Annotated in this window: 19 protein-coding genes; 10 read left to right on the forward strand and 9 right to left on the reverse strand. The window is 67.1% G+C overall.

The window, feature by feature from the left end:
* Positions 1-21: 21 nt before the first annotated feature.
* From LCC91_RS04700 to LCC91_RS04740, 9 genes are all read left to right on the forward strand, one after another.
* A complete protein-coding gene (locus tag LCC91_RS04700; RefSeq protein WP_143898245.1) occupies positions 22-3,807 on the forward strand; it encodes a nitrate reductase subunit alpha in 3,786 nt (1,261 codons plus the stop codon).
* A gap of 27 nt (positions 3,808-3,834) precedes the next feature.
* Positions 3,835-5,367 (forward strand): nitrate reductase subunit beta, encoded by a 1,533-nt coding sequence (narH, locus tag LCC91_RS04705; protein ID WP_143898247.1) that lies wholly within the window; start codon positions 3,835-3,837, stop codon positions 5,365-5,367.
* Between the two features lie 20 nt (positions 5,368-5,387).
* Positions 5,388-6,065 carry a nitrate reductase molybdenum cofactor assembly chaperone gene (narJ, locus tag LCC91_RS04710; RefSeq protein ID WP_143898249.1) on the forward strand — a complete coding sequence of 226 codons (678 nt, stop codon included), beginning with the start codon at positions 5,388-5,390 and terminating at the stop codon, positions 6,063-6,065.
* A 27-nt stretch (positions 6,066-6,092) separates the two neighbouring features.
* Complete coding sequence (gene narI / locus LCC91_RS04715) at positions 6,093-6,797, forward strand: respiratory nitrate reductase subunit gamma (protein ID WP_143898251.1); 705 nt, start codon at positions 6,093-6,095, stop codon at positions 6,795-6,797.
* A gap of 1 nt (position 6,798) precedes the next feature.
* On the forward strand, positions 6,799-7,623 hold the full coding sequence (locus tag LCC91_RS04720; RefSeq protein WP_143898253.1) for a peptidylprolyl isomerase: 825 nt from the start codon (positions 6,799-6,801) through the stop codon (positions 7,621-7,623).
* A 155-nt stretch (positions 7,624-7,778) separates the two neighbouring features.
* Positions 7,779-8,888, forward strand: coding sequence for an NAD(P)H-dependent flavin oxidoreductase (locus LCC91_RS04725; protein ID WP_260680005.1), 1,110 nt, complete (start codon positions 7,779-7,781; stop codon positions 8,886-8,888).
* Between the two features lie 109 nt (positions 8,889-8,997).
* Positions 8,998-10,212: an NnrS family protein gene (locus LCC91_RS04730; RefSeq protein ID WP_185974912.1), complete on the forward strand. Its 1,215-nt coding sequence runs from the start codon at positions 8,998-9,000 to the stop codon at positions 10,210-10,212.
* Between the two features lie 21 nt (positions 10,213-10,233).
* The gene (locus tag LCC91_RS04735) at positions 10,234-10,869 is read left to right on the forward strand and encodes a nitroreductase family protein (protein ID WP_052231754.1); all 636 of its coding nucleotides are present in this window, start codon (positions 10,234-10,236) and stop codon (positions 10,867-10,869) included.
* Positions 10,866-11,477, forward strand: a complete 612-nt coding sequence (locus tag LCC91_RS04740; protein ID WP_143898259.1) for a hemerythrin domain-containing protein — start codon at positions 10,866-10,868, stop codon at positions 11,475-11,477. The genes LCC91_RS04735 and LCC91_RS04740 overlap by 4 nt, the downstream gene beginning before the upstream one ends.
* Here LCC91_RS04740 and LCC91_RS04745 read toward each other — a convergent pair.
* From LCC91_RS04745 to ytfE, 7 genes are read right to left on the reverse strand one after another with little or no spacing between them, the layout of a single operon-like run.
* Entirely contained in the window at positions 11,426-12,919 is a 1,494-nt protein-coding gene (locus tag LCC91_RS04745; protein WP_143898261.1) for a UbiD family decarboxylase, read from the reverse strand. The genes LCC91_RS04740 and LCC91_RS04745 overlap by 52 nt on opposite strands.
* Complete coding sequence (locus LCC91_RS04750; protein WP_224441029.1) at positions 12,916-13,488, reverse strand: UbiX family flavin prenyltransferase; 573 nt, start codon at positions 13,486-13,488, stop codon at positions 12,916-12,918. Before LCC91_RS04750 ends, LCC91_RS04745 begins: the two co-directional genes overlap by 4 nt.
* Before the next feature lie 4 nt (positions 13,489-13,492).
* Positions 13,493-13,870: a putative zinc-binding protein gene (locus LCC91_RS04755; RefSeq protein WP_143898265.1), complete on the reverse strand. Its 378-nt coding sequence runs from the start codon at positions 13,868-13,870 to the stop codon at positions 13,493-13,495.
* The gene (gene ubiT / locus LCC91_RS04760; RefSeq protein ID WP_143898267.1) at positions 13,867-14,352 is read right to left on the reverse strand and encodes a ubiquinone anaerobic biosynthesis accessory factor UbiT; all 486 of its coding nucleotides are present in this window, start codon (positions 14,350-14,352) and stop codon (positions 13,867-13,869) included. The genes LCC91_RS04755 and ubiT overlap by 4 nt, the downstream gene beginning before the upstream one ends.
* A complete protein-coding gene (locus tag LCC91_RS04765) occupies positions 14,339-15,274 on the reverse strand; it encodes a U32 family peptidase (protein WP_224441030.1) in 936 nt (311 codons plus the stop codon). Before LCC91_RS04765 ends, ubiT begins: the two co-directional genes overlap by 14 nt.
* A 5-nt stretch (positions 15,275-15,279) precedes the next feature.
* The gene (ubiU, locus tag LCC91_RS04770) at positions 15,280-16,311 is read right to left on the reverse strand and encodes a ubiquinone anaerobic biosynthesis protein UbiU (RefSeq protein WP_143898269.1); all 1,032 of its coding nucleotides are present in this window, start codon (positions 16,309-16,311) and stop codon (positions 15,280-15,282) included.
* A 19-nt stretch (positions 16,312-16,330) separates the two neighbouring features.
* Positions 16,331-16,990: an iron-sulfur cluster repair protein YtfE gene (gene ytfE, locus LCC91_RS04775; protein WP_143898271.1), complete on the reverse strand. Its 660-nt coding sequence runs from the start codon at positions 16,988-16,990 to the stop codon at positions 16,331-16,333.
* A gap of 115 nt (positions 16,991-17,105) precedes the next feature.
* On the opposite strand from ytfE, the gene LCC91_RS04780 reads away from it, so the two are divergent.
* Positions 17,106-17,600 carry an Rrf2 family transcriptional regulator gene (locus LCC91_RS04780; RefSeq protein ID WP_143898273.1) on the forward strand — a complete coding sequence of 165 codons (495 nt, stop codon included), beginning with the start codon at positions 17,106-17,108 and terminating at the stop codon, positions 17,598-17,600.
* On the opposite strand, the gene LCC91_RS04785 is transcribed toward LCC91_RS04780, so the two are convergent.
* Both LCC91_RS04785 and ccoG read right to left on the reverse strand, forming a co-directional pair.
* Positions 17,558-17,956 carry a SirB2 family protein gene (locus LCC91_RS04785; RefSeq protein ID WP_143898275.1) on the reverse strand — a complete coding sequence of 133 codons (399 nt, stop codon included), beginning with the start codon at positions 17,954-17,956 and terminating at the stop codon, positions 17,558-17,560. The two genes, LCC91_RS04780 and LCC91_RS04785, sit on opposite strands and share 43 nt — an antisense overlap.
* Positions 17,957-17,968: 12 nt before the next feature.
* Positions 17,969-19,387 (reverse strand): cytochrome c oxidase accessory protein CcoG, encoded by a 1,419-nt coding sequence (gene ccoG / locus LCC91_RS04790; protein WP_318010117.1) that lies wholly within the window; start codon positions 19,385-19,387, stop codon positions 17,969-17,971.
* Positions 19,388-19,399: the final 12 nt, after the last annotated feature.

Consider the following 19,399-nt stretch of genomic DNA (forward strand, 5'->3'; position numbering starts at 1 on the left):
CCCGTAACCAGGAGCACAACGATGAGTCACTTTCTGGACCGACTGACGCACTTCGCGCTGCCGAAAGAGCCGTTCGCCGATGGCCATGGCGTGACGACGGCGGAAGACCGCACATGGGAGCGCGCCTACCGCGACCGCTGGGCGCACGACAAGATCGTGCGCAGCACGCACGGGGTCAACTGCACGGGTTCCTGCTCGTGGAAGATCTACGTCAAGGGCGGCATCGTGACGTGGGAGACGCAGCAGACGGACTACCCGCGCACGCGCCCCGACCTGCCCAACCACGAGCCGCGTGGCTGCGCACGTGGCGCCAGCTACAGCTGGTACCTCTACAGCGCCAACCGCCTGAAATACCCGATGGTGCGCGGCGCGCTGCTCAAGCACTGGCGCGCGGCGCTGTCGGTGGCCAAGAGCCCGGTGGATGCGTGGGCCACGCTGGTCGAAAACGCCGACGCACGCCGCGAATGGCAAAGCCAGCGCGGACTCGGAGGCTTCGTGCGCAGCACGTGGGAAGAGGTCAACCAGCTCATCGCCGCGGCCAACGTCTATACGATCAAGCGCTACGGGCCGGATCGCATCGTCGGCTTTTCGCCGATCCCGGCGATGTCCATGGTCAGCTATGCCGCGGGCACGCGCTACCTGTCGCTGATCGGTGGCGTGTGCATGAGCTTCTATGACTGGTACTGCGACCTGCCGCCTGCCAGCCCGATGATCTGGGGTGAGCAAACCGACGTCCCGGAGAGTGCCGACTGGTACAACTCCACTTTCCTGATTGCGTGGGGCTCCAACGTTCCGCAGACGCGCACGCCAGATGCGCACTTCTTCACGGAGGTGCGTTACAAGGGCGCCAAGACGGTAGCGATCACACCCGACTACGCCGAAATCTCCAAGCTGTGCGATCTGTGGCTGCATCCGAAGCAGGGCACGGACGCGGCGTTGGCGATGGCGATGGGGCATGTCATCCTGCGCGAGTTTCACGTCGAGCGGCGCAGCGCCTACTTCGACGACTATGTGCGCCGCTACACCGACATGCCGTTGCTCGTGATGCTGGAGGAGCAGACGCTGCCGGATGGCCGACGGGCGCTGGTTCCGGCGCGTTACCTGCGCGCCAGCGACTTCAACGGCAAGCTCGGCCAGGACAACAACCCCGAGTGGAAGACGGTCGCCTTCGACGAGGAAGACAAGGTTGTGCTGCCCAACGGTTCGATTGGCTTCCGCTGGGGGCCGGAGGGGCGCAGCGACCTGGGCAAGTGGAATCTGGAAGCCAAGGAGGCGATCCACGGCCGTGGCGTGCGCCTCAAACTCAGCGTGATGGAGGGCGACGAACCCGAGTACGAAGTCGGCCACGTGGCTTTCCCATACTTCGGCGGGGTGCACAACCCGCACTTCCCCTCCAATGCCCAAGGCGGTGACGTGCTGCTGCGCACGGTGCCGATGCGCCGTGTCAAGCTCGGCAAGGCGGGCGAGGAGCGCTACGCCCTCGTGGCCACGGTGTTCGACCTCACGGCGGCGCACTATGGTGTGCCGCGTGGGCTGCCGGGCGACACCGGGGCCGCGTCGTACGACGCCGATGTGCCCTACACCCCCGCGTGGCAGGAACGCATCACCGGGGTGCCGCGCGAGCAGGCCATCACGGTGGCGCGCCAGTTCGCCGACAACGCCGACAAGACGCACGGCAAGTCGATGGTCATCATCGGCGCGGCGATGAACCACTGGTACCACAGCGACATGAACTACCGCGGCATCATCAACATGCTGATGATGTGCGGCTGCATCGGCCAAAGCGGTGGCGGTTGGGCGCACTACGTGGGCCAGGAAAAGCTGCGGCCGCAGTCGGGATGGACGCCGCTGGCCTTTGCGCTGGACTGGGTGCGTCCGCCGCGCCACCAGAACAGCACCAGCTTTTTCTACGTGCACACCAACCAGTGGCGTTACGAGCGGTTGGGCGTGGACGAGGTGCTGTCGCCGCTGGCCGACCGCCAGCAGTGGCAAGGCACCTTCATCGACTACAACGTGCGCTCGGCCCGCATGGGCTGGCTGCCAGCCAACCCGCAGTTGCAGACCAACCCGCTGGAGGTGGCGCGCGAGGCTGCTGCCAAGGGCGTGGATCCGAAGGACCACGTGGTGCAGGGGTTGCGTTCCGGCACGCTGCGCATGGCGTGGGAGGACCCGGATCACCCGGACAACTGGCCGCGCAACCTGTTCGTGTGGCGCTCCAACCTGTTGGGCTCCAGCGGCAAGGGGCACGAATATTTCCTCAAGCACCTGCTGGGCACCACCCACGGCGTGCAGGGCGAGGAGTTGTCCGACGAGTCTGCGCGCCCGCGCGAGGTGGTCTGGCGTGACAAGGCGCCGGAGGGCAAGCTGGACCTGCTGGTGACGCTGGACTTCCGCATGAGCACGACGTGCCTCTACTCGGACATCGTGCTGCCGACGGCGAGCTGGTACGAGAAGAACGACCTCAACACCAGCGACATGCACCCCTTCATCCACCCGCTGTCGGCGGCGGTCGATCCGGTGTGGGAAAGCCGCAGCGACTGGGAGATCTTCAAGGGCTTCGCCAAGGCGTTCAGCGAGGTGGCGCGCGGTCACCTGGGGGTCGAGAAGGAGGTGGTGCTGCTGCCCCTGCTGCACGACACCCCGGCGGAACTGGCCCAACCCTTCGAGGTGCGCGACTGGAAACGTGGCGAGTGTGAGCTGATCCCGGGCAAAACCGCACCCCAGATCATGGTGGTCGAGCGCGACTACCCCAACACCTATGCGCGCTTTGCGGCGCTCGGGCCCCTGATGGACAAGCTGGGCAACGGCGGCAAAGGTCTCGCATGGGGCACGCAGGAGGAGGTGCGCCAGCTCGCCGAACTCAACGGCGAGGTGCTGGCCGACGGGCCGACCAAGGGTCGTCCGCGCATCGAGAGCGACATCGACGCCTGCGAGGTGGTGTTGCAGCTCGCGCCCGAGACCAATGGTCATGTGGCGGTCAAGGCGTGGGAGTCGCTCTCCAAGGTCACGGGGCGCGACCACACGCACCTGGCGCTGCACCGCGAGGACGAAAAAATCCGCTACCGCGATATCCAGGCGCAGCCACGCAAGATCATCAGTTCGCCGATCTGGTCGGGCCTGGAGAGCGAGAAGGTCTCATACAACGCCGGCTATACCAACGTGCACGAGCTCATCCCATGGCGCACCCTGACCGGTCGTCAGCAGTTCTACCTGGATCACCCGTGGATGACGGCGTTCGGTGAAAACTTCAGCAGCTACCGTCCGCCGGTGGATCTCAAGGCCGTGGATGAGCTGATCCAGCGCAAGCCCAACGGCAACCCCGAGATCCTGCTTAACTTCATCACCCCGCACCAGAAGTGGGGCATCCACAGCACCTACAGCGACAACCTGTTGATGCTCACGCTCAACCGCGGCGGTCCGGTGATCTGGATTTCCGAGGAGGATGCCAAGAAGGCCGGCATTGCCGACAACGACTGGGTGGAACTCTTCAACGTCAACGGGGCGATCGCGGCGCGCGCCGTCGTCAGCCAGCGGGTCATGCCGGGCATGACGCTGATGTACCACGCGCAGGAAAAGATCATCAACACCCCGGGTTCGGAGATCACGGGCACGCGTGGCGGCATCCACAACTCCGTGACGCGCGTGGTCGTCAAACCCACGCACATGATCGGCGGCTACGCCCAGTTCAGCTACGGCTTCAACTACTACGGGACGATTGGTACCAACCGCGACGAGTTCGTCATCGTGCGCAAGATGCGCCGCGTCGACTGGCTCGACGGGGAGCGCCGCGACACCGTGCAAGCCTGAGCCCCACGACAGACCAGGAGAATGCCCATGAAAGTGCGCGCCCAAATCGCGATGGTGCTCAACCTCGACAAGTGCATCGGCTGCCACACCTGCTCGGTGACGTGCAAGAACGTGTGGACCAACCGGCCGGGCATGGAGTACGCGTGGTTCAACAACGTCGAAAACAAACCGGGCATCGGTTACCCCAAGGAGTGGGAGAACCAGGATCGCTGGAACGGCGGCTGGCGTCGCCGGGCCGACGGTTCGATCGAGCCGCGGCAAGGCGGCAAGTGGTCCCTGTTGATGAAGATCTTCAGCAACCCCAACCTGCCGCAGATCGACGACTACTACGAGCCCTTCACCTTCGACTACGAGCACCTGCACAACGCCCCGTCGTCCAAGGCGGCACCCACCGCGCGTCCGCGCAGCCTCATCACCGGCGAGCGCATGGACAAGATCGAGTGGGGGCCGAACTGGGAGGAAATCCTGGGCGGCGAATTCGCCAAGCGCAGCAAGGACGCCAACCTCAGCACCTTCGACCAGGTGCAAAAGGACATGCTCGGCCAGTTCGAGAACACGTTCCTGATGTACCTGCCGCGCCTGTGCGAGCACTGCCTCAACCCGGCGTGTGTGGCGTCGTGTCCCTCGGGCAGCATCTACAAGCGCGAGGAGGATGGCATCGTCCTGATCGACCAGGACAAGTGCCGCGGCTGGCGCATGTGCGTGTCGGGGTGCCCGTACAAGAAGATCTACTACAACTGGCAAAGCGGCAAGGCCGAGAAGTGCGTCTTCTGCTATCCGCGTATCGAAGCGGGTCAGCCGACGGTGTGCTCGGAGACCTGCGTCGGCCGTATCCGCTACCTCGGCGTGATGCTCTACGACGCCGACCGCATCGCCGAGGCGGCCAGCGTCGAGAACGAGCGTGACCTCTATCACGCGCAGCTCGACATCTTCCTGAATCCGAACGATCCGAAGGTGATTGCGCAGGCGCGTGCCGATGGCGTGCCCGAGGCGTGGCTGGAGGCAGCCCGCAAGAGCCCTGTGTACAAGATGGCCATCGACTGGAAGGTGGCGCTACCGTTGCACCCCGAGTACCGCACGCTGCCGATGGTGTGGTACGTGCCGCCCCTGTCGCCGATTTCGGCGGCGGCGAATGCGGGACAGATCGGGGTCAACGGCGAACTGCCCGATGTCGAACAACTGCGCATTCCGGTGCAGTATCTGGCCAACCTGCTGACCGCTGGCGATACCAAGCCCGTGGTGCGGGCGCTGCGCCGCATGTTGGCGATGCGCGCCTATCAGCGTGCCAAGCACGTCGAGGGCGTCGAGAACCGCGCCGTTCTGGCGCAGGCGGATCTCACCGCTGCGCAGGTGGAGGACATGTACCGCATCATGGCCATCGCCAACTACGAGGATCGCTTCGTCATCCCGAGCACGCACCGCGAGTATGCGGAGGACGCGTTCGATCTGCGTGGCGGCTGCGGCTTCTCGTTTGGCAATGGCTGCTCGGAGGGGCAGACCGGCACCAGCCTGTTTGGCAGCAAGCGCGCACGCACCATCCCCATCAAGGTCGAGACCTGATGGATCAGCGGGAGACATCCATGCGTTCTTCACGTTTGACCTACACGCTGCGTGCCTTGGCGTTCCTGCTGCGCTATCCCGATGCCAAGGTGCGCGCACTGGCGCCACAGGCGTTGCAAGCACTCGCCGACGAAGGGGCCGTGCCGCGTGAGCGCTTGCAGCGCCTGCAAGCGCTGGTGGCCGACTGGCAGCGGCGCGATGGCTACGCGGTGGAGGCGGAATACGTCGACACCTTCGACCGGGGCCGCAGCACCTCGCTGCACCTGTTCGAGCACGTGCACGGCGACTCACGCGACCGTGGCCCCGCCATGATCGACCTGCTGCAGACCTACGAGGCTGCCGGGCTGCAGCTGCGCAGCCAGGAGCTGCCGGACCACTTGCCGGTGCTGCTGGAGTTTGCCTCCACCCAGCCGCCGGCGGTGGCGCGTTCGCTGGTGGCCGAGGTGGCGCACATCGTCAACGCGATCATCGGTGCGCTGCAGCGGCGCCGTAGCGCCTACGCGGAGGTGCTCGCGGCGCTGCTCGAGGCGTGCGGCCAGCGCGTCGAGCCCGCCGAGCCGGCGGAGGAGCCCGCGCTGGATGCGAGCTGGGAGGAGCCCGAGGCATTCGGCAACTGTCCCAGCACGGCCGTGCGGGGCCATGAACAGCCGGTCCAGTTCGTTCGCCGCCGCGACCCGGCCGCGGCGGGCGTCGCTTGAGACAGAGTCACCCAACGGAGCCAGGCCATGAATGCGCTCAACACCTTCTTCTTCAGCTACTACCCCTACATCTGTCTGGCGGTGTTCCTGCTGGGCAGCCTGCTGCGTTTCGACCGCGATCAGTACACGTGGAAGAGCGACTCGTCGCAGCTGCTGCGCGCGGGGCAACTGCGTCTGGGCAGCAATCTGTTTCACATCGGCATCCTGTTCCTGTTTTTCGGGCACGCGGTCGGTATGCTGACCCCGCACTTCGTCTACGAACCCTTCATCAGCGCCGGCGCCAAGCAGGTGCTGGCGATGGTGTCGGGCGGGGTGTTCGGGTTGCTGGGCTTTATCGGCGTGTCGCTGCTGCTGCACCGCCGCCTGTCCGATCCGCGTATCCGCGCCACCTCGCGCACCAGCGACATCCTGCTGCTGTGGTTGCTGTGGGTGCAGTTCGCGCTCGGGTTGGCGACGATACCCTTCTCTGCCGAGCACTTGGACGGAAGCGTGATGCTGGTGCTGGCCGAGTGGGCGCAGCGTATCGTCACCTTCCGTCCTGGCACGGCGGAATTGATGGCCGACATCGGGTGGGTGTTCAAAATCCACATGGTGCTCGGGATGACGATCTTCCTGATCTTCCCGTTCACGCGCCTGGTGCATGTGTGGAGTGGCTTCGCCTCGGTGGCGTACCTCTGGCGCCCGTACCAGGTCGTGCGCAGCCGCCGACTCGGCGCAACCGGGGAGCGCTGAGATGAATGCCCCACTCCTCCCTGTGCTGGCCACTGCGGCCGAGGACGCGACGATGTCGGTGACGCCTCGAATCAACGATGTGGCGCTGTGTGCGCCGGGTGAGGTGCTACCGCTGGAGGAGCTGCGCGAGCGGGCGTGGGGCGAGTTGCTGCGGCAGCGCGCGGTGGCCGTGGGGCTGCTGCCGGCGCGCGGTGTGGCGATCGCGCCTGCGCTCGACGCCGAGGCGCACGCCGCCATCGACGCCCTGCTGGAGCGCGAGGTGACCACGCCGGAGCCGGATGAGGCGGCGTGCCGCCGTCATTACGAGGCCAACCGGCGCCGCTTCATCGAAGGCCAGGCACTGCACGTGCGCCACATCCTGTTTGCCGTGACCCCGCGGGTGGACGTGCACGCGCTGACACGCCGTGCCGAACAGGCGCTGCTGGAGCTGCTGCGACCGGACACGCCGCCCGGCCGCTTCGAGGAAATGGCCGCCGAGCTTTCCAACTGCCCCAGTGGGGCGCAGGGCGGGGATTTGGGCTGGATCGGTCCGGCGGACTGCGCGCCGGAGCTGGCCAATGAGCTGTTCTACCAGCACGACTCGGCCGTGGCGCTGGGTGTGCATCCGCGGCTCGTGCGCACGCGCTTCGGGTTGCACATCGTGCGGGTGATGGGGCGACGGCCGGGCAAACTGCTCCCGTTTGAGACCGTGCGCACGCGTATCGAGCGCGACCTCACGTTGCGCGCCCGTGCGGTGGCTCTGCGCCACTATCTGCAGCGCCTAGCGGCCGAGGCGCGGATCACGGGCATCGACCTTGGCGAAACGGGAAGCCTGCTGGTGCAATGAACGCTGGTGCAAGGAAGGACGGTACCGTGGAGCCGAACAACGCCGCTGGCGCCGTTTTGAGCATACCAACGCAGAGCCAGGCGTGGCTTGCGCAGAGTGGATTGCGCCCGCTGCGTTTGGCGGGCCGGACGTTGCTGCCCATCGTGCAGGGGGGCATGGGGGTCGGCATTTCGGCCGGTGGGCTGGCGGGTACCGTGGCGGCCTGGGGGGGCGTGGGGACGATTTCCTCGGTGGACCTGCGACGGCTGCACCCGGATCTGATGGAGCGCACGGCCCATCTGGAAAAAGCGCCGGACGCGCGCGAGCGCATCGATGCGGCCAACTGCGAGGCGCTCGACCGGGAAATCCGTCGCGCGCGTGCGCTATCGGGGGGGCACGGTCTGATCGCGGTCAACGTGATGCGGGCCCTGTCGGCCTACGCCGACTACGTGCGGCAGTCCTTGGCCAGCGGGGTGGACGCCATCGTCGTGGGGGCCGGGTTGCCGCTGGACTTGCCGGAACTCGCGCAGGAGCATCCACACGTCGCGTTGATCCCGATTCTGTCCGACGCGCGGGGGGTTCAGGTGGTCGTGCGGCGCTGGATGAAGCGGGGGCGACTGCCGGACGCGATCGTACTGGAGCATCCGCGGTTGGCCGGCGGCCATCTGGGTGCGGCGCGTGTGGCCGATCTGTCGGATCGGCGCTTTGATTTCGATGTCGCGGTACCCGAAGTGCAGGCCTTTTTGGCGCGCGAGGGCATCGAGCGCGAGATTCCGCTCATCGTGGCGGGGGGGATCGCCACCCATGCCGACGTGCAGCGGATGCAGGCCTTGGGCGCAGCAGCGGTGCAGCTCGGCACGGCGTTCGCCGTGACGGTGGAGTCGGACGCGGCCGAAGCGTTCAAGCAGGTCCTGGCGCGCGCCCGACCCGACGATCTGGTGGAGTTCACGAGCGTGGCGGGGTTGCCGGCGCGCGCGGTGCGTACGCCCTGGCTGGACAAATATCTGCGGCTGGAAGCGCGCATGCAGGCCATGGCGCATCCCAAGCGGCGCTGCAACATGGGGTTCGACTGTCTGGCCAAGTGTGGTCTGCGCGACGGCGTGCCGGAGATGGGCCAGTTCTGCATTGACCAGCAGCTGGGTCACGCGCTGGAAGGCGACCAGCAGCGCGGGTTGTTTTTCCGCGGCGCGGGGCGGCTGCCCTTCGGCGAGGCGATCCGCCCCGTGCAGGATCTGTTGCGCTGGTTGCTGGGGCAGCCGGTGAACGGGGCCGTGCTCGGCGCGTGAGGCCTGGGGTACACGCATGGACCCACGGGCGATACGCATTCCGCTGCGCACGGGAGCGGCACCTCCGCCCGCGCCTCCGTCGGATGCGTCATGGCGCTGGAGCACGCTGTTGTGGGCTCCGCACCGGCTGGGTTTTGCAGCGGCTCATGCGGTGTTGCTCGCGGCGACGCTGTGGTGGGTGTGGGTGTTGACGCTGCGCGTGTGGCCGTGGGCGGTCCCCGCCTGGCACCTGCCCCCCACCGTCGGACACGCGGCCATCATGGTGATGGGGTTCATGCCGCTGTTTGTGGTGGGCTTTCAGTTTACCGCGGGGCCGAAATGGCTGGGTATGCCCCCACCGGAGGCGCATACGTTGCTGGCCCCGGTCGTGTGGCAGGTGGCGGGTTGGGCGATGTGGCTCGTGGGCACCCATCTGGCGCTGGTGTGGGCGGTCTGTGGACTGCTGCTGGTGGCCGCGGGTCAGGCGTGGATCACGGCGCGCTTTACCGCGCTGGTTTGGCGCAGTCCGGCGTCCGACCGGTGGCACGCTGGCATCATCGCGGTGGCGGGGTGGTCGGGGGTGATCCACCTGCTCGGGCTGGCGCTCGCGCTTGTATCGGATGCGGTGCCGCTGGCGCTGGTATGGGTGCGCTCGGCCCTGTGGCTGTCTGTGTTGCCCATTTTTGCCGCTGCGTTGCATCGGCTGGTGCCGTTTTTTACGTCCAACGTCCTGCCGATGGTGGAAGTGTGGCGGCCGTGGTGGGTGCTGATCGTGCTGTTGCTCGCCGCCGGCGTCGAGGCGGGCCTCGATTGGGGACATGCCCTGACGACCGACACCGCCCCGCGTGCGCTGATGTTGGCCAGGGGTCTGTTCGAGCTGGTCGTCGGTGCCATCGTGATCTGGCTCGCCCTGGTGTGGGGGTTGGTGCAGGCGATGAGCATCCGGCTGCTGGCGATGCTGCATCTCGGCGTGTTGTGGCTCGGGTTGGCGTTTTGCTTGCTCGGGGCGACGCAGCTGCTGGGCTTGCGCACGGGCGTGCCGGTGCTGGGGCTGGGGGCCTGGCACGCGCTGACGATGGGATTTTTCGGGTCGATTCTCTACGCGATGGTGACGCGCGTATCGTGTGGCCACGGCGGCCGCAAGCTGTTGGCCGACGAGGCGACGTGGTGGGGGTTCTGGATCCTGCAGCTCGCCGTGGTGTTGCGGGTGGGCAGTGCCCTTTGGCCGGTGGAGTCGGTGGGGGTGTGGGTCGCCGCCCTGCTGTGGACGGCTGCTGTGCTACCGTGGTCGGCGCGCCTGCTGTCGTGGTATGGGCGGCCGCGACCGGACGGTAGACCGGGCTGAGCGTGGGAAAGGCTGAATAGTATGTGTGACACGTCTGTGGGCGATCCTTGGCGCGAGGAGTCGGCGGCCTGGGCCTTGCAATGGGTCCAGCAGCGCCAGACCGTGCTGCCCAAGCGTTTGACCGCGCCCGGACCCGATGCACGGCAATGCGAGGCGTTGCTGCAGGCGGCAGCGGCCGCTCCGGATCACGAACGGCTGCTGCCATGGCGTTTGATCGCTGTGCCGCCATGTGCGCGCGCCGCGCTGGGCGAAGTGTTTGCGCAGGCGCTGCGCGAGCGGGATCCAACCGCCACCGCCGAGCAGCAGGCGCAGGCGCGTGAAAAGGCCGCGCGCGCTCCCCTGCTATGGCTGCTGGTGGTCGATGGACGGCCGCACGAGGATGTGCCCGTGCGCGAGCGGCTTATCAGCGCGGGTTGCGCGGTGCAAAACGTCATGCTGGTGGCCACGGCGATGGGGTATGGTTCGGCGCTGACCAGCGGCAAGGCGCTGGACTCGGCGGTGTTGCGTCGCGCGTTTGCTCTGTCCGACACCGACATCCCGGTGTGTTTTCTGAGCATAGGAACCGTGAGACAGGCCAAAACCCCGCGTGAGCGGCCACAGCCGGCGGCCTTCTTTTCGGTGTGGACGCCGCCAGCGGCGACTGGGGTGTCGGCATGATCGCGTTGAGTGACCCCGCGGCTCCCCAGGCCGACCACGATGCCCCGTTTGAGTGGCTGCGCGCGTGCCACGACCGGGTGGAGCGCATGGCCCATCTGCTGCAGCGCCTGCAGGTGCATCTGCAGCAGCGCGCCGCGGTCGATCGCCAGGCGAAGGAGGCTGCACAGCAGGTACAGCGCTACTTCGACTTGGCGGCGCCTCTGCACCACGAAGATGAGGAGAGGCATGTGTTTCCGCGGCTGCTCGCCGGTGTAGACGCCGCACTGTTGGCGGCGGTGACGCGCCTACAGGCCGATCACGTGGCGATGGCGGCGGATTGGCCGGCGGTGCGGGCATGGTTGCAGCGCGTGGTGGACGCTCCCTTGGGCGCGCAGTGGAAGACATCGGCTGACGAGGCGGTGCTGCTGCAACGTTTTGCCGAGCGCTACGAGGCTCACATCGCCCTGGAGGAACAAACGGTGTTTCCGGCAGCGCAGGCATGCATGGACGACGCGGCGCTGCGCGCGATGGGCGACGACATGATGCGGCGGCGCGCAATCGGTGGTGCCGCGTCGCCTCAGGCGAGACCGATTGACGCGGCCAGCGCCTCCACGCGCGCGCGCACCTGAGGGTCGGGGGTGATCTCGGGGGCCGAGCGGCGAGCGGCCTCGTCTGGCCATTTGCGCGTTGCGTCCAGCCCGAGTTTGCCGCCCAGCGCCGGGCTGGGCGCGGCGAAGTCGAGTTCGTCGATGGGGGTGCGTTCGATCAACCAGCTGTCGCGCACGGGGTCGGCCCGGGTGCTGATAGCCCACAGGACGTCGTCGATGTTGCGGATATCGATATCGTCGTCCACGACGACGATCATCTTGGTGTAGAGGAACTGGCGCAGCAGGCTCCACAGGCCCATCATCACGCGTTTGGCGTGCCCGGGATACTGCTTGCGGATGGCGACGATGGCGATGCGGTAGCTGCAGGCGGCGGGGGGCAGGTAGCAGTCCGCCACTTCCGGAAGTTGTTGCTGCAGCAGCGGCACGAACAGCTCGTTGAGGGTACCGCCCAGAACCGATGGCTCGTCCGGCGGACGGCCGGTGTGGGTGCTCAAATAGATCGGATCGTCCCGGTGTGTCAGTGCGGACAGGGTCAGCACCGGGAACTCGGCGGCCTCGTTCACATAGCCCGTGTGGTCACCAAACGGACCTTCCAGCGCGTGTTCCCATCCGCTGGGGTGCGAAGGTTTGGGGTGGATCCAGCCTTCTAGCACCAGCTCGGCGCGCGCGGGTACCCACAGCGGTACCGTGCGCGCGCGCACCACCTCGCTGCGCGCGCCGCGCAGCACGCCGGCGAACTGGAATTCCGACAGCGTGTCCGGAATGGGCATGACCGCCGCGAGCATCGTGGCCGGGTCGGCCCCGATCGCGATGGCCACGGGGAACGGTTCACCCGGATGACGTTGGCGGTGATCGGCGAAATCCAGCGCGCCGCCCCGGTGTGGCAGCCACCGCACGATAACGCGCCGGCGATCGATCACCTGAACACGGTAGACGCCGATGTTGTGGCGCGGATGCCGGGGTCCACGTGTGATGACCAAACCCCACGTGATGAGCGGTCCGGCGTCGCCGGGCCAGCAGGTGCATACCGGCCAGCGTTCGAGATCGATGCCCTCGTCGAGCCAGATCTGATCATGCACGGGGCCGCTGCGGACAACCTTGGGGCGCATGTGCCAGGCGGCACCGGCCAAGGGGCGCAACTGGGCCAGATCCTGCCACCCATGCGGCACGGGTGGTTCACGCAACTGGGCGAGCTGGCGGCCCAAGGCACGCAACCCCTCGACGCCCTGCACCCCCAGGGCCCGTTCGATGCGCCTGCGGGTGCCGAATAGATTCGTCAGCAGCGGTATGTCGCAGCCCTGGGGGCGACGCAGCAGCAGGGCCGGACCGTGGCGGCGCAGCACGAGATCGGCCAGTGCCGAGACTTCGAGGTGCGGCGATACGGGGGCGTCGACGGTGCGTAAGTCACCGTCGTCGCGCAGTGCGCGCAGGAAGACCCGCAGGTCGTCGAATGTGTCCGTCATGCCCGCGCATCCTGGGGGTTCCAGCGCTGCACGTCGGTGTCCGCCGCGTCGAGCAGATCGAGCCAGCGATCGACGGTGCGATCGACGAGTTCCTCCACGGTGCGCACGCGCCAATACAGCGCGGGCATGGGGGGGCTGACGATGGCACCCATTTCCGTCAGGGTCAGCATGTGTCGCAAGTGCAGCGCGTGCAGGGGGGTTTCCCGCGGGGCCAGCAACAGGCGTCGGCGTTCCTTGAGCATGACATCGGCGGCACGGGTGACCAGGTTGTCTGCCAGTCCACAGGCGATGGCGGCCAGGGTGCGCATGGAGCACGGCGTGATCGCCATCGCGGCAAACCGTGCCGAGCCGCTGGCGGGGGCGGCACCAATGTCGTCGATCCCATGCCAGACGTGCGCGTGCGGGCGCAGATCATCGGGCGTGAGATCGAGTTCATGGCGCAGGGTCCGTTCGCCCGCGTGCGACAGGGCTGCGTGTACCTCCGCCACGCCGCTGCCGTGCAGGCGCTGCAACAAACGTACCCCGTAGAGGGCGCCGCTGGCCCCGGTAATCGCGACGAAGATGCGCACGGCCTTACACCGCGACCGTGGCGTGCTGCTGCCACGCTGCGCGCACGAGGCGGAGCACGCGTTCGACCGCCTCGGGATCGGCATCCTCGTGGGTGCGCTTGCGCACACCGTACTCGTGCAGGCGGTGGTGCTGAGTCGGGGTGACACCATGGCGCTTGAGGCAGTGCGCGACGCAGCACAGTGGGCATCCATCCAGGGCGATGATGGGACGTCCGCTGGTGGCGACCCGCACGAGCTGCGGCACGTCACCACCGACGCCGGAGATACATGACATTTCGGCAACGCCTTCGCGGTCGAGGCGCAGTGCGACCTGATTGGCGGTCTGGGCCGCGCTGGAGCAGCCCGAGCATGCGTAGACAATAGGAACAGTTGTGTCGCTCATGGTGTGTTGAGAAGATGGCGCGCCAGCCACTGGCGCACGGGCGCAGGCAGCGCGGGACTCAGCCACGCGTCCGCGGGCAATGCATCGAGCGTGTTCTTGACATGCAATCCCAGTTCGGTGTCACCTTCGATGCACAGCCGACGCGCAAAAAACAGGGTGTCAGGGTCCTCGCGCCGCAGCAGCAATCGACCGAAGTCCCAGGCGCTGGCGCGAATCACGAGTTCGCACGACTGCCCCGCGGCAGCGGGGCGAAAGGCCCCTTGTTGCCATACGACGTCGAGTCGCAGGCCCGCGTCGTACACTTCCACACGCAGGGTGCGACCGTCGATGGCCGGGATCACGTCTTCGGCCAGATGCGGGCGTACCACCTGGTTGAGCACGAGCGCGAGCAAGCGGCTGGGTGGCCACATGGGCAGACGCCCGACCAGGCGCGCGACCCAGGGGGGCAGCGTCAGCGTGCGGGCGAGATCAAGCGATCGCATGTGCGGGCTCCACGTGATCTGGTTCGATGCGCAGCAGGCCCGCCTGATCGAACCAATAGCCGTTGCAATCGGCGCTGTCGAGCAGGGCCAGCAGCGCTGTGCGCGCCTTGGCAGGCTCCAGCGTGTGGCGTCGCACGGCGTCGAACAGCTCGACGCATGCATCGAAATGCTGCGGCATCGGGGTCAGGCGCGCCACGTCGACGCGCAGCTCCTCCAGATCGGGCCAGGCGTCGAGCAGGTTGTGCACCGCGGCCGACTGGGTCTGTATGCCGTTGATCACGAGAAATTTGTCCGCCTCGCGCGTGCGCACGGTCAACCCCTGCGGGTGTTCGATGCAGCGGAACTGGCAGTCGTCCTTGGGCAGGTCGTGATGGCGGGCGGTAAAGCAGCGCGCCGAAAAGGCCAAGGGCAGGCGACCGAAGGCGAGCACCTCCGTTTGCAATCCCGCCTGGCGGTGGCGTTGCAGATGCGCCAGCGCCGTTCGCCCCATTTCGGGCGACACCACCCAGCGCACCGCCCCCCAGGCATGCAGGCGCTGCAGCGTGGCTTCGTTATAGACGTTGAGGTGAGCACCGGCCACGAAGGGGCGCCGCCCGGCGGCGCATCCCAGTGCGCCGAGGTCGTTGACCTCCACCAGCCATTCGGGCTGCTGCACGGTGCGGCGCATCGCGGCGACATCGGCAGCGTGCTCCAACACCACGAGCGTGGACAGCACCACCTCCTTGCCGGCGTCACGCAGCAGGGTCGCCACGTCGAGCCAGTCGCTGGCGCGCAGTTCGTGCCGACGCGAGCACACCACCTCGCCCAGGTAGACGATGTCCACCGGGCTGTGGGCCAAGCGCTCGTAAAACGCGAAGACCGTCTCGCGCGGCCAGTAGTAGGGAATGGGGGCGACGGAGAGTCGCACCGTGGGTGTCGTCATGCAGGTCACCTCCATGGGCGGTGGTAAGCACCCAGGGTGTGCTGGCGTCCCTCGGCGACCGCATCCAGCGCGGCGAGCCAGTTGCCTTGGGGGGTGAAGTGTCCCGGGTGACGCAGGCAGTCGTCGATGGCGGCACGCCACGTGCGCGTGACCTGGGCCACGTAGGCGGCCGAGCGCTGGCGACCCTCGATCTTGATGGCGCGCACGCCCATTTCGGCCAGTTGCGGCAACAGCGTCAGGGTGTTGAGGCTGGTCGGTTCTTCCAGCGCGTAGATGCCCTGGCGCTCCTCGACGTCGAAGCGGCCTTTGCACAGGGTTGGGTATCCCGCGGGCTCGCCGGGTACGTAACGGTCGATCAACACGCCACCCAGCCGGGCTTCACGTCCCTGCGGGGTTTCCACCCACCGCACGGCGCGTGCCGGCGAACAGACGCCTGCCGTATTGGGGGATTCGCCGGTGGCGTATGACGACAGCAGGCATCGTCCCTCGGCCATGACGCACAGGCTGCCAAAGCCGAATACCTCGATCTCCGCTTCGGTGTGCTCCACCACGTACCGCACTTGATCGATGGACAGCACCCGTGGCAGCACGGCGCGGCTGATGCCGAAGGTACGGCGCATGAACTCGATCGCTTCGTGGTTGGTGGCCGACCCTTGCACCGACAGATGTCGGCGCAGCAGCGGATGGTGGGTGGCGGCGTAGTCCAGCAGTGCGATGTCGGCGAGGATGACGGCGTCCACTCCCCAATCCGCGGCGGCGTCGATCGCCCGCTGCCACTGCGCGAGTCGCCCCGCCTGGGCGTAGGTGTTGACGGTCATGAACACCCGCCGACCACGGCTATGCGCGTACGCGATGCCCTGCCGCACCGCCCGCTCATCGAAGTTCAGACCGGCAAAATTGCGGGCATTGGTGGCGTCACGCAGGCCGAGATACACCGCATCGGCGCCGTTGTCGATGGCGGCTTGCAACGCGGGCAGCGAGCCGGCCGGACAAATTAGCTCCAGCGCCCGCGTGGGATAGGAGGTGACGGTGGTCATGGCACCACGGGGCTGGGGCTCAGGCGCGCTCGAAGCGCGGGAACAGCACGTTGTTCTCCAAATGGATGTGCTGCATCAGGTCATCGATGAACTGCTGCAGGCCGCTGTAGAGTGCGCGCCAGCTGTTGCAGGCCTCGGCCGGTAGCACCAGCCCGTGCGCCAGGGTGCGCAGGTTGTCCAGCCGCACTGCGTGGTCATCGTGTTCCAGGCGCATCGCCGCGATCGGATGGCGGGCCATCGGCGCACCACCGGCGGCCAGCAGCGGAAACAGCACCTGCTCTTCCTTGGCCATGTGGGCGAGGAGTTCGTCCTGCGTCTCCTCGAGGTATTGCGCGAGACCCAGCGGCGCCTCGGGGTGATCGTCATGCACGGCTTCGACCTTGCGTGCCAGGCGGATCAGCTCCGGCAGTTGCTGTCGGTGGACGTCGTGGTAGCGGTGCAGGATGTGCTCGATCAGTTCGGTGGGCTCCTGCGGTACGTCAGCGACGGCCTGCGGTAGCTGCTCCAGCGCTTGGCGCACCTCATCCAGCGACACGCCGCGCGCCGCACAGGCCTCGGCAAGGGGGCGCTGTCCGCTGCAACAGAAATCGATGCGGAAGCGGCGGAAGACAGCCGTCGCACCGGGATGAGCGGCGGCGATTTCACCGACCGGAAGGGCGGCCCAATCGAGGGTGGACATGATAAGCAGATTCCATAAAGGTGTATAAGGATTGCACATTATTGGGCCGGGCGCCGTCGGGTGTCCATCCTCCTGTTGGACGATGCCCGGTAGCGTGTAACATGACTCTGCCATCATGCGATTGACCCTCTGGACCGATTACAGCCTGCGGGTGTTGATGCACTGCGCGGCCGGTGAGGCCGCCGGGCGGCGTGTGACCATTGCCGACATGGCTCGGTTGCACGGCATATCGCGTCACCATCTGACCAAGGTGGTGGTGGCGCTGGTGCACGGGGGGTGGTTACAGGGGCAGCGCGGGCGCGGGGGCGGGCTGCGGTTGGCACGTGCGCCCGCGGACATCCGCATTGGGGACGTCATTCGCTGGGCGGAGCGTGACTTTCAGCTCGTGGCATGCATGGCGCCGGGGGCATCGCAGGCGTGCCTGCTGATGCCGGGCTGCCGTCTGCGCGGTGCGCTGCACGAAGCCCTGCAGGCTTATCTGGCGGTGCTGGACGGCTATACGCTGGCGGACCTGACCACCGACGAGACCGTGGCGACCGGGTGGCACACGCTGGTGCCCATGTCCCCTCAGTTGGCCGCGGTCAACGGCGTCCAGAAGCCCGCCGGATGACGCCAGACGGCGGCACCGACGATGTGCGCCGCCACGGTCAGCGCCAATGTTCCCGCCAAGGCATGTCCGGCGCGTGTCCGCGCGCGGCGCAACGCCCAGGTTCCCAGACCAATGTAGACCAACAACAGCACCCACTTGGTCCACAGCCATGCCGGCAGCGCATACGCCCAGCCACCGGAGATGAACAGCCCCACCCCCGCCGTCAACAAGACGGTGTCGATGAGAACGCTGAGTCCCCGCACACCCGGACGCAGGGGCCAGTGTGCACCGGCCAAGATGGCGCACCAGCGCGCCGTGAACAACGTCAGACTCGCTGTGACTGCCGTTACGTGAGTGATCCACCAGAAACGGGTCATGGCAGGATTTGCTCAGCGCGGAACGAGAAACGTCGCTGCTGCCGTGGCCGTCTCGCCGAGGTCATTCTGTACCACGAACGTCACGGTGTGTGTGCCCGGTCGAGTCTGAATCGCGATCGCATGGGGCAGCACGAGGCGGATGGCCACCCGGCTTTGACCCGCCGGGGGCAATACGATGGGTTGGTGCGCCACGTCTGCGCGCGCACCTGACAGTCCCGTGGCCGTGACGGTGTAGCGCGCGGCCTGCTCGGTGCGGTTGGTGATGAGGAGTTGATAGGTGTTTGCCACGCCCTCGGGGCCGAGGCTTGCGAGCGTGCCGCGATCGCGCAGGGCATCCACGGCCACGCCGGGGCGCAGCATCAACGCCACGGTAAGCGTCCCCACCACCCCCGTCAGCAACACGCCATAGATGACGACGCGCCAGCGCAGCGAGTGCGCGAGCATGCCCCGCCAGCCGCCCCCCGTATCCAATCCCCGCGCGGTCGTGTAGCGGATCAGGCCACGGGAATACCCGAGCTTGTCCATCACGGTGTCGCACGCGTCGATGCAGGCGGCGCAGCCGATGCATTCGTTTTGCAGACCGTTGCGGATGTCGATGCCGGTCGGGCACGCCTGTACGCACAGTGTGCAATCGACGCAGTCACCCAGCCCCTGCGCTCGGGCATTCGCGCCGCGCGCCCGCGAACCCCGCGGCTCGCCACGGCCGTGGTCGTAGGCGATGATGAGCGAGTCCGCATCGATCAGCGCGCTCTGAAAACGCGCGTACGGACACATGGTTTTGCACATCTGTTCGCGCAACCAGCCCGCGTTGCCGTAGGTGGCGAAGGCGTAAAACGCGATCCAGAACGTCTCCCACGGGCCGAGCGTGCCCGTGGTCAGCTCAGCGACCAGCTCGCGGATGGGGGTAAAGTAGCCCACGAACGTCAGTCCCGTCACCAGCGCCAGGGCTCCCCACAGCAGATGCTTGGCGGCTTTGCGGGCGAATTTCGCCATGCCCCAAGGTGCGGCATCGAGCCGCATGCGGGCCTGCCGGTCCCCTTCGGTCCAGCGCTCGATCGCCAGAAACATCTCGGTATAGACCGTCTGGGGACAGGCGTACCCACACCACAGCCGCCCGGCGACGGCCGTGAAGAGAAACAGGGCCAGCGCCGCGGCCACCAACAGCCCCACGAGATAGATCAGGTCCTGCGGCCACAACACCCAGCCAAAGACATAAAACAGACGCGCCTCCAGATCGAACAGCAGTGCGGGCCGCCCGTTCCACGTCAGCCATGGCAGGCCGAGAAAGACGAGCTGGGTCAAGACCACCATGGCTCGACGCCAACGGTCGAAACGCCCGCGTACGCTGCGCGGGTAGATCTTGACCGGCGTTTCGTACAGCACGCCGGTGCCAGGGGAAGGGTGGGGTGTGGCCGTCACAATAATATGCACATTATGTGCATA

The sequence above is a fragment of the Tepidimonas taiwanensis genome (genome assembly GCF_020162115.1).
Taxonomy (GTDB): domain Bacteria; phylum Pseudomonadota; class Gammaproteobacteria; order Burkholderiales; family Burkholderiaceae_C; genus Tepidimonas; species Tepidimonas taiwanensis.

What these genes read in the sequence shown, in the direction of transcription:
- ytfE (WP_143898271.1), bottom strand. Translation starts at nt 16,990, where the DNA reads ATGTCCACCCTCGATTGGGCCGCCCTTCCGGTCGGTGAAATCGCCGCC.
- LCC91_RS04780 (WP_143898273.1), top strand. Translation starts at nt 17,106, where the DNA reads ATGCGATTGACCCTCTGGACCGATTACAGCCTGCGGGTGTTGATGCAC.
- LCC91_RS04720 (WP_143898253.1), top strand. Translation starts at nt 6,799, where the DNA reads ATGAATGCCCCACTCCTCCCTGTGCTGGCCACTGCGGCCGAGGACGCG.
- ubiT (WP_143898267.1), bottom strand. Translation starts at nt 14,352, where the DNA reads ATGCGATCGCTTGATCTCGCCCGCACGCTGACGCTGCCCCCCTGGGTC.
- narH (WP_143898247.1), top strand. Translation starts at nt 3,835, where the DNA reads ATGAAAGTGCGCGCCCAAATCGCGATGGTGCTCAACCTCGACAAGTGC.
- LCC91_RS04700 (WP_143898245.1), top strand. Translation starts at nt 22, where the DNA reads ATGAGTCACTTTCTGGACCGACTGACGCACTTCGCGCTGCCGAAAGAG.
- LCC91_RS04745 (WP_143898261.1), bottom strand. Translation starts at nt 12,919, where the DNA reads ATGACGGACACATTCGACGACCTGCGGGTCTTCCTGCGCGCACTGCGC.
- ubiU (WP_143898269.1), bottom strand. Translation starts at nt 16,311, where the DNA reads ATGACCACCGTCACCTCCTATCCCACGCGGGCGCTGGAGCTAATTTGT.
- LCC91_RS04765 (WP_224441030.1), bottom strand. Translation starts at nt 15,274, where the DNA reads ATGACGACACCCACGGTGCGACTCTCCGTCGCCCCCATTCCCTACTAC.
- LCC91_RS04740 (WP_143898259.1), top strand. Translation starts at nt 10,866, where the DNA reads ATGATCGCGTTGAGTGACCCCGCGGCTCCCCAGGCCGACCACGATGCC.
- LCC91_RS04755 (WP_143898265.1), bottom strand. Translation starts at nt 13,870, where the DNA reads ATGAGCGACACAACTGTTCCTATTGTCTACGCATGCTCGGGCTGCTCC.
- narI (WP_143898251.1), top strand. Translation starts at nt 6,093, where the DNA reads ATGAATGCGCTCAACACCTTCTTCTTCAGCTACTACCCCTACATCTGT.
- LCC91_RS04725 (WP_260680005.1), top strand. Translation starts at nt 7,779, where the DNA reads ATGGGGGTCGGCATTTCGGCCGGTGGGCTGGCGGGTACCGTGGCGGCC.
- narJ (WP_143898249.1), top strand. Translation starts at nt 5,388, where the DNA reads ATGCGTTCTTCACGTTTGACCTACACGCTGCGTGCCTTGGCGTTCCTG.
- LCC91_RS04735 (WP_052231754.1), top strand. Translation starts at nt 10,234, where the DNA reads ATGTGTGACACGTCTGTGGGCGATCCTTGGCGCGAGGAGTCGGCGGCC.
- LCC91_RS04785 (WP_143898275.1), bottom strand. Translation starts at nt 17,956, where the DNA reads ATGACCCGTTTCTGGTGGATCACTCACGTAACGGCAGTCACAGCGAGT.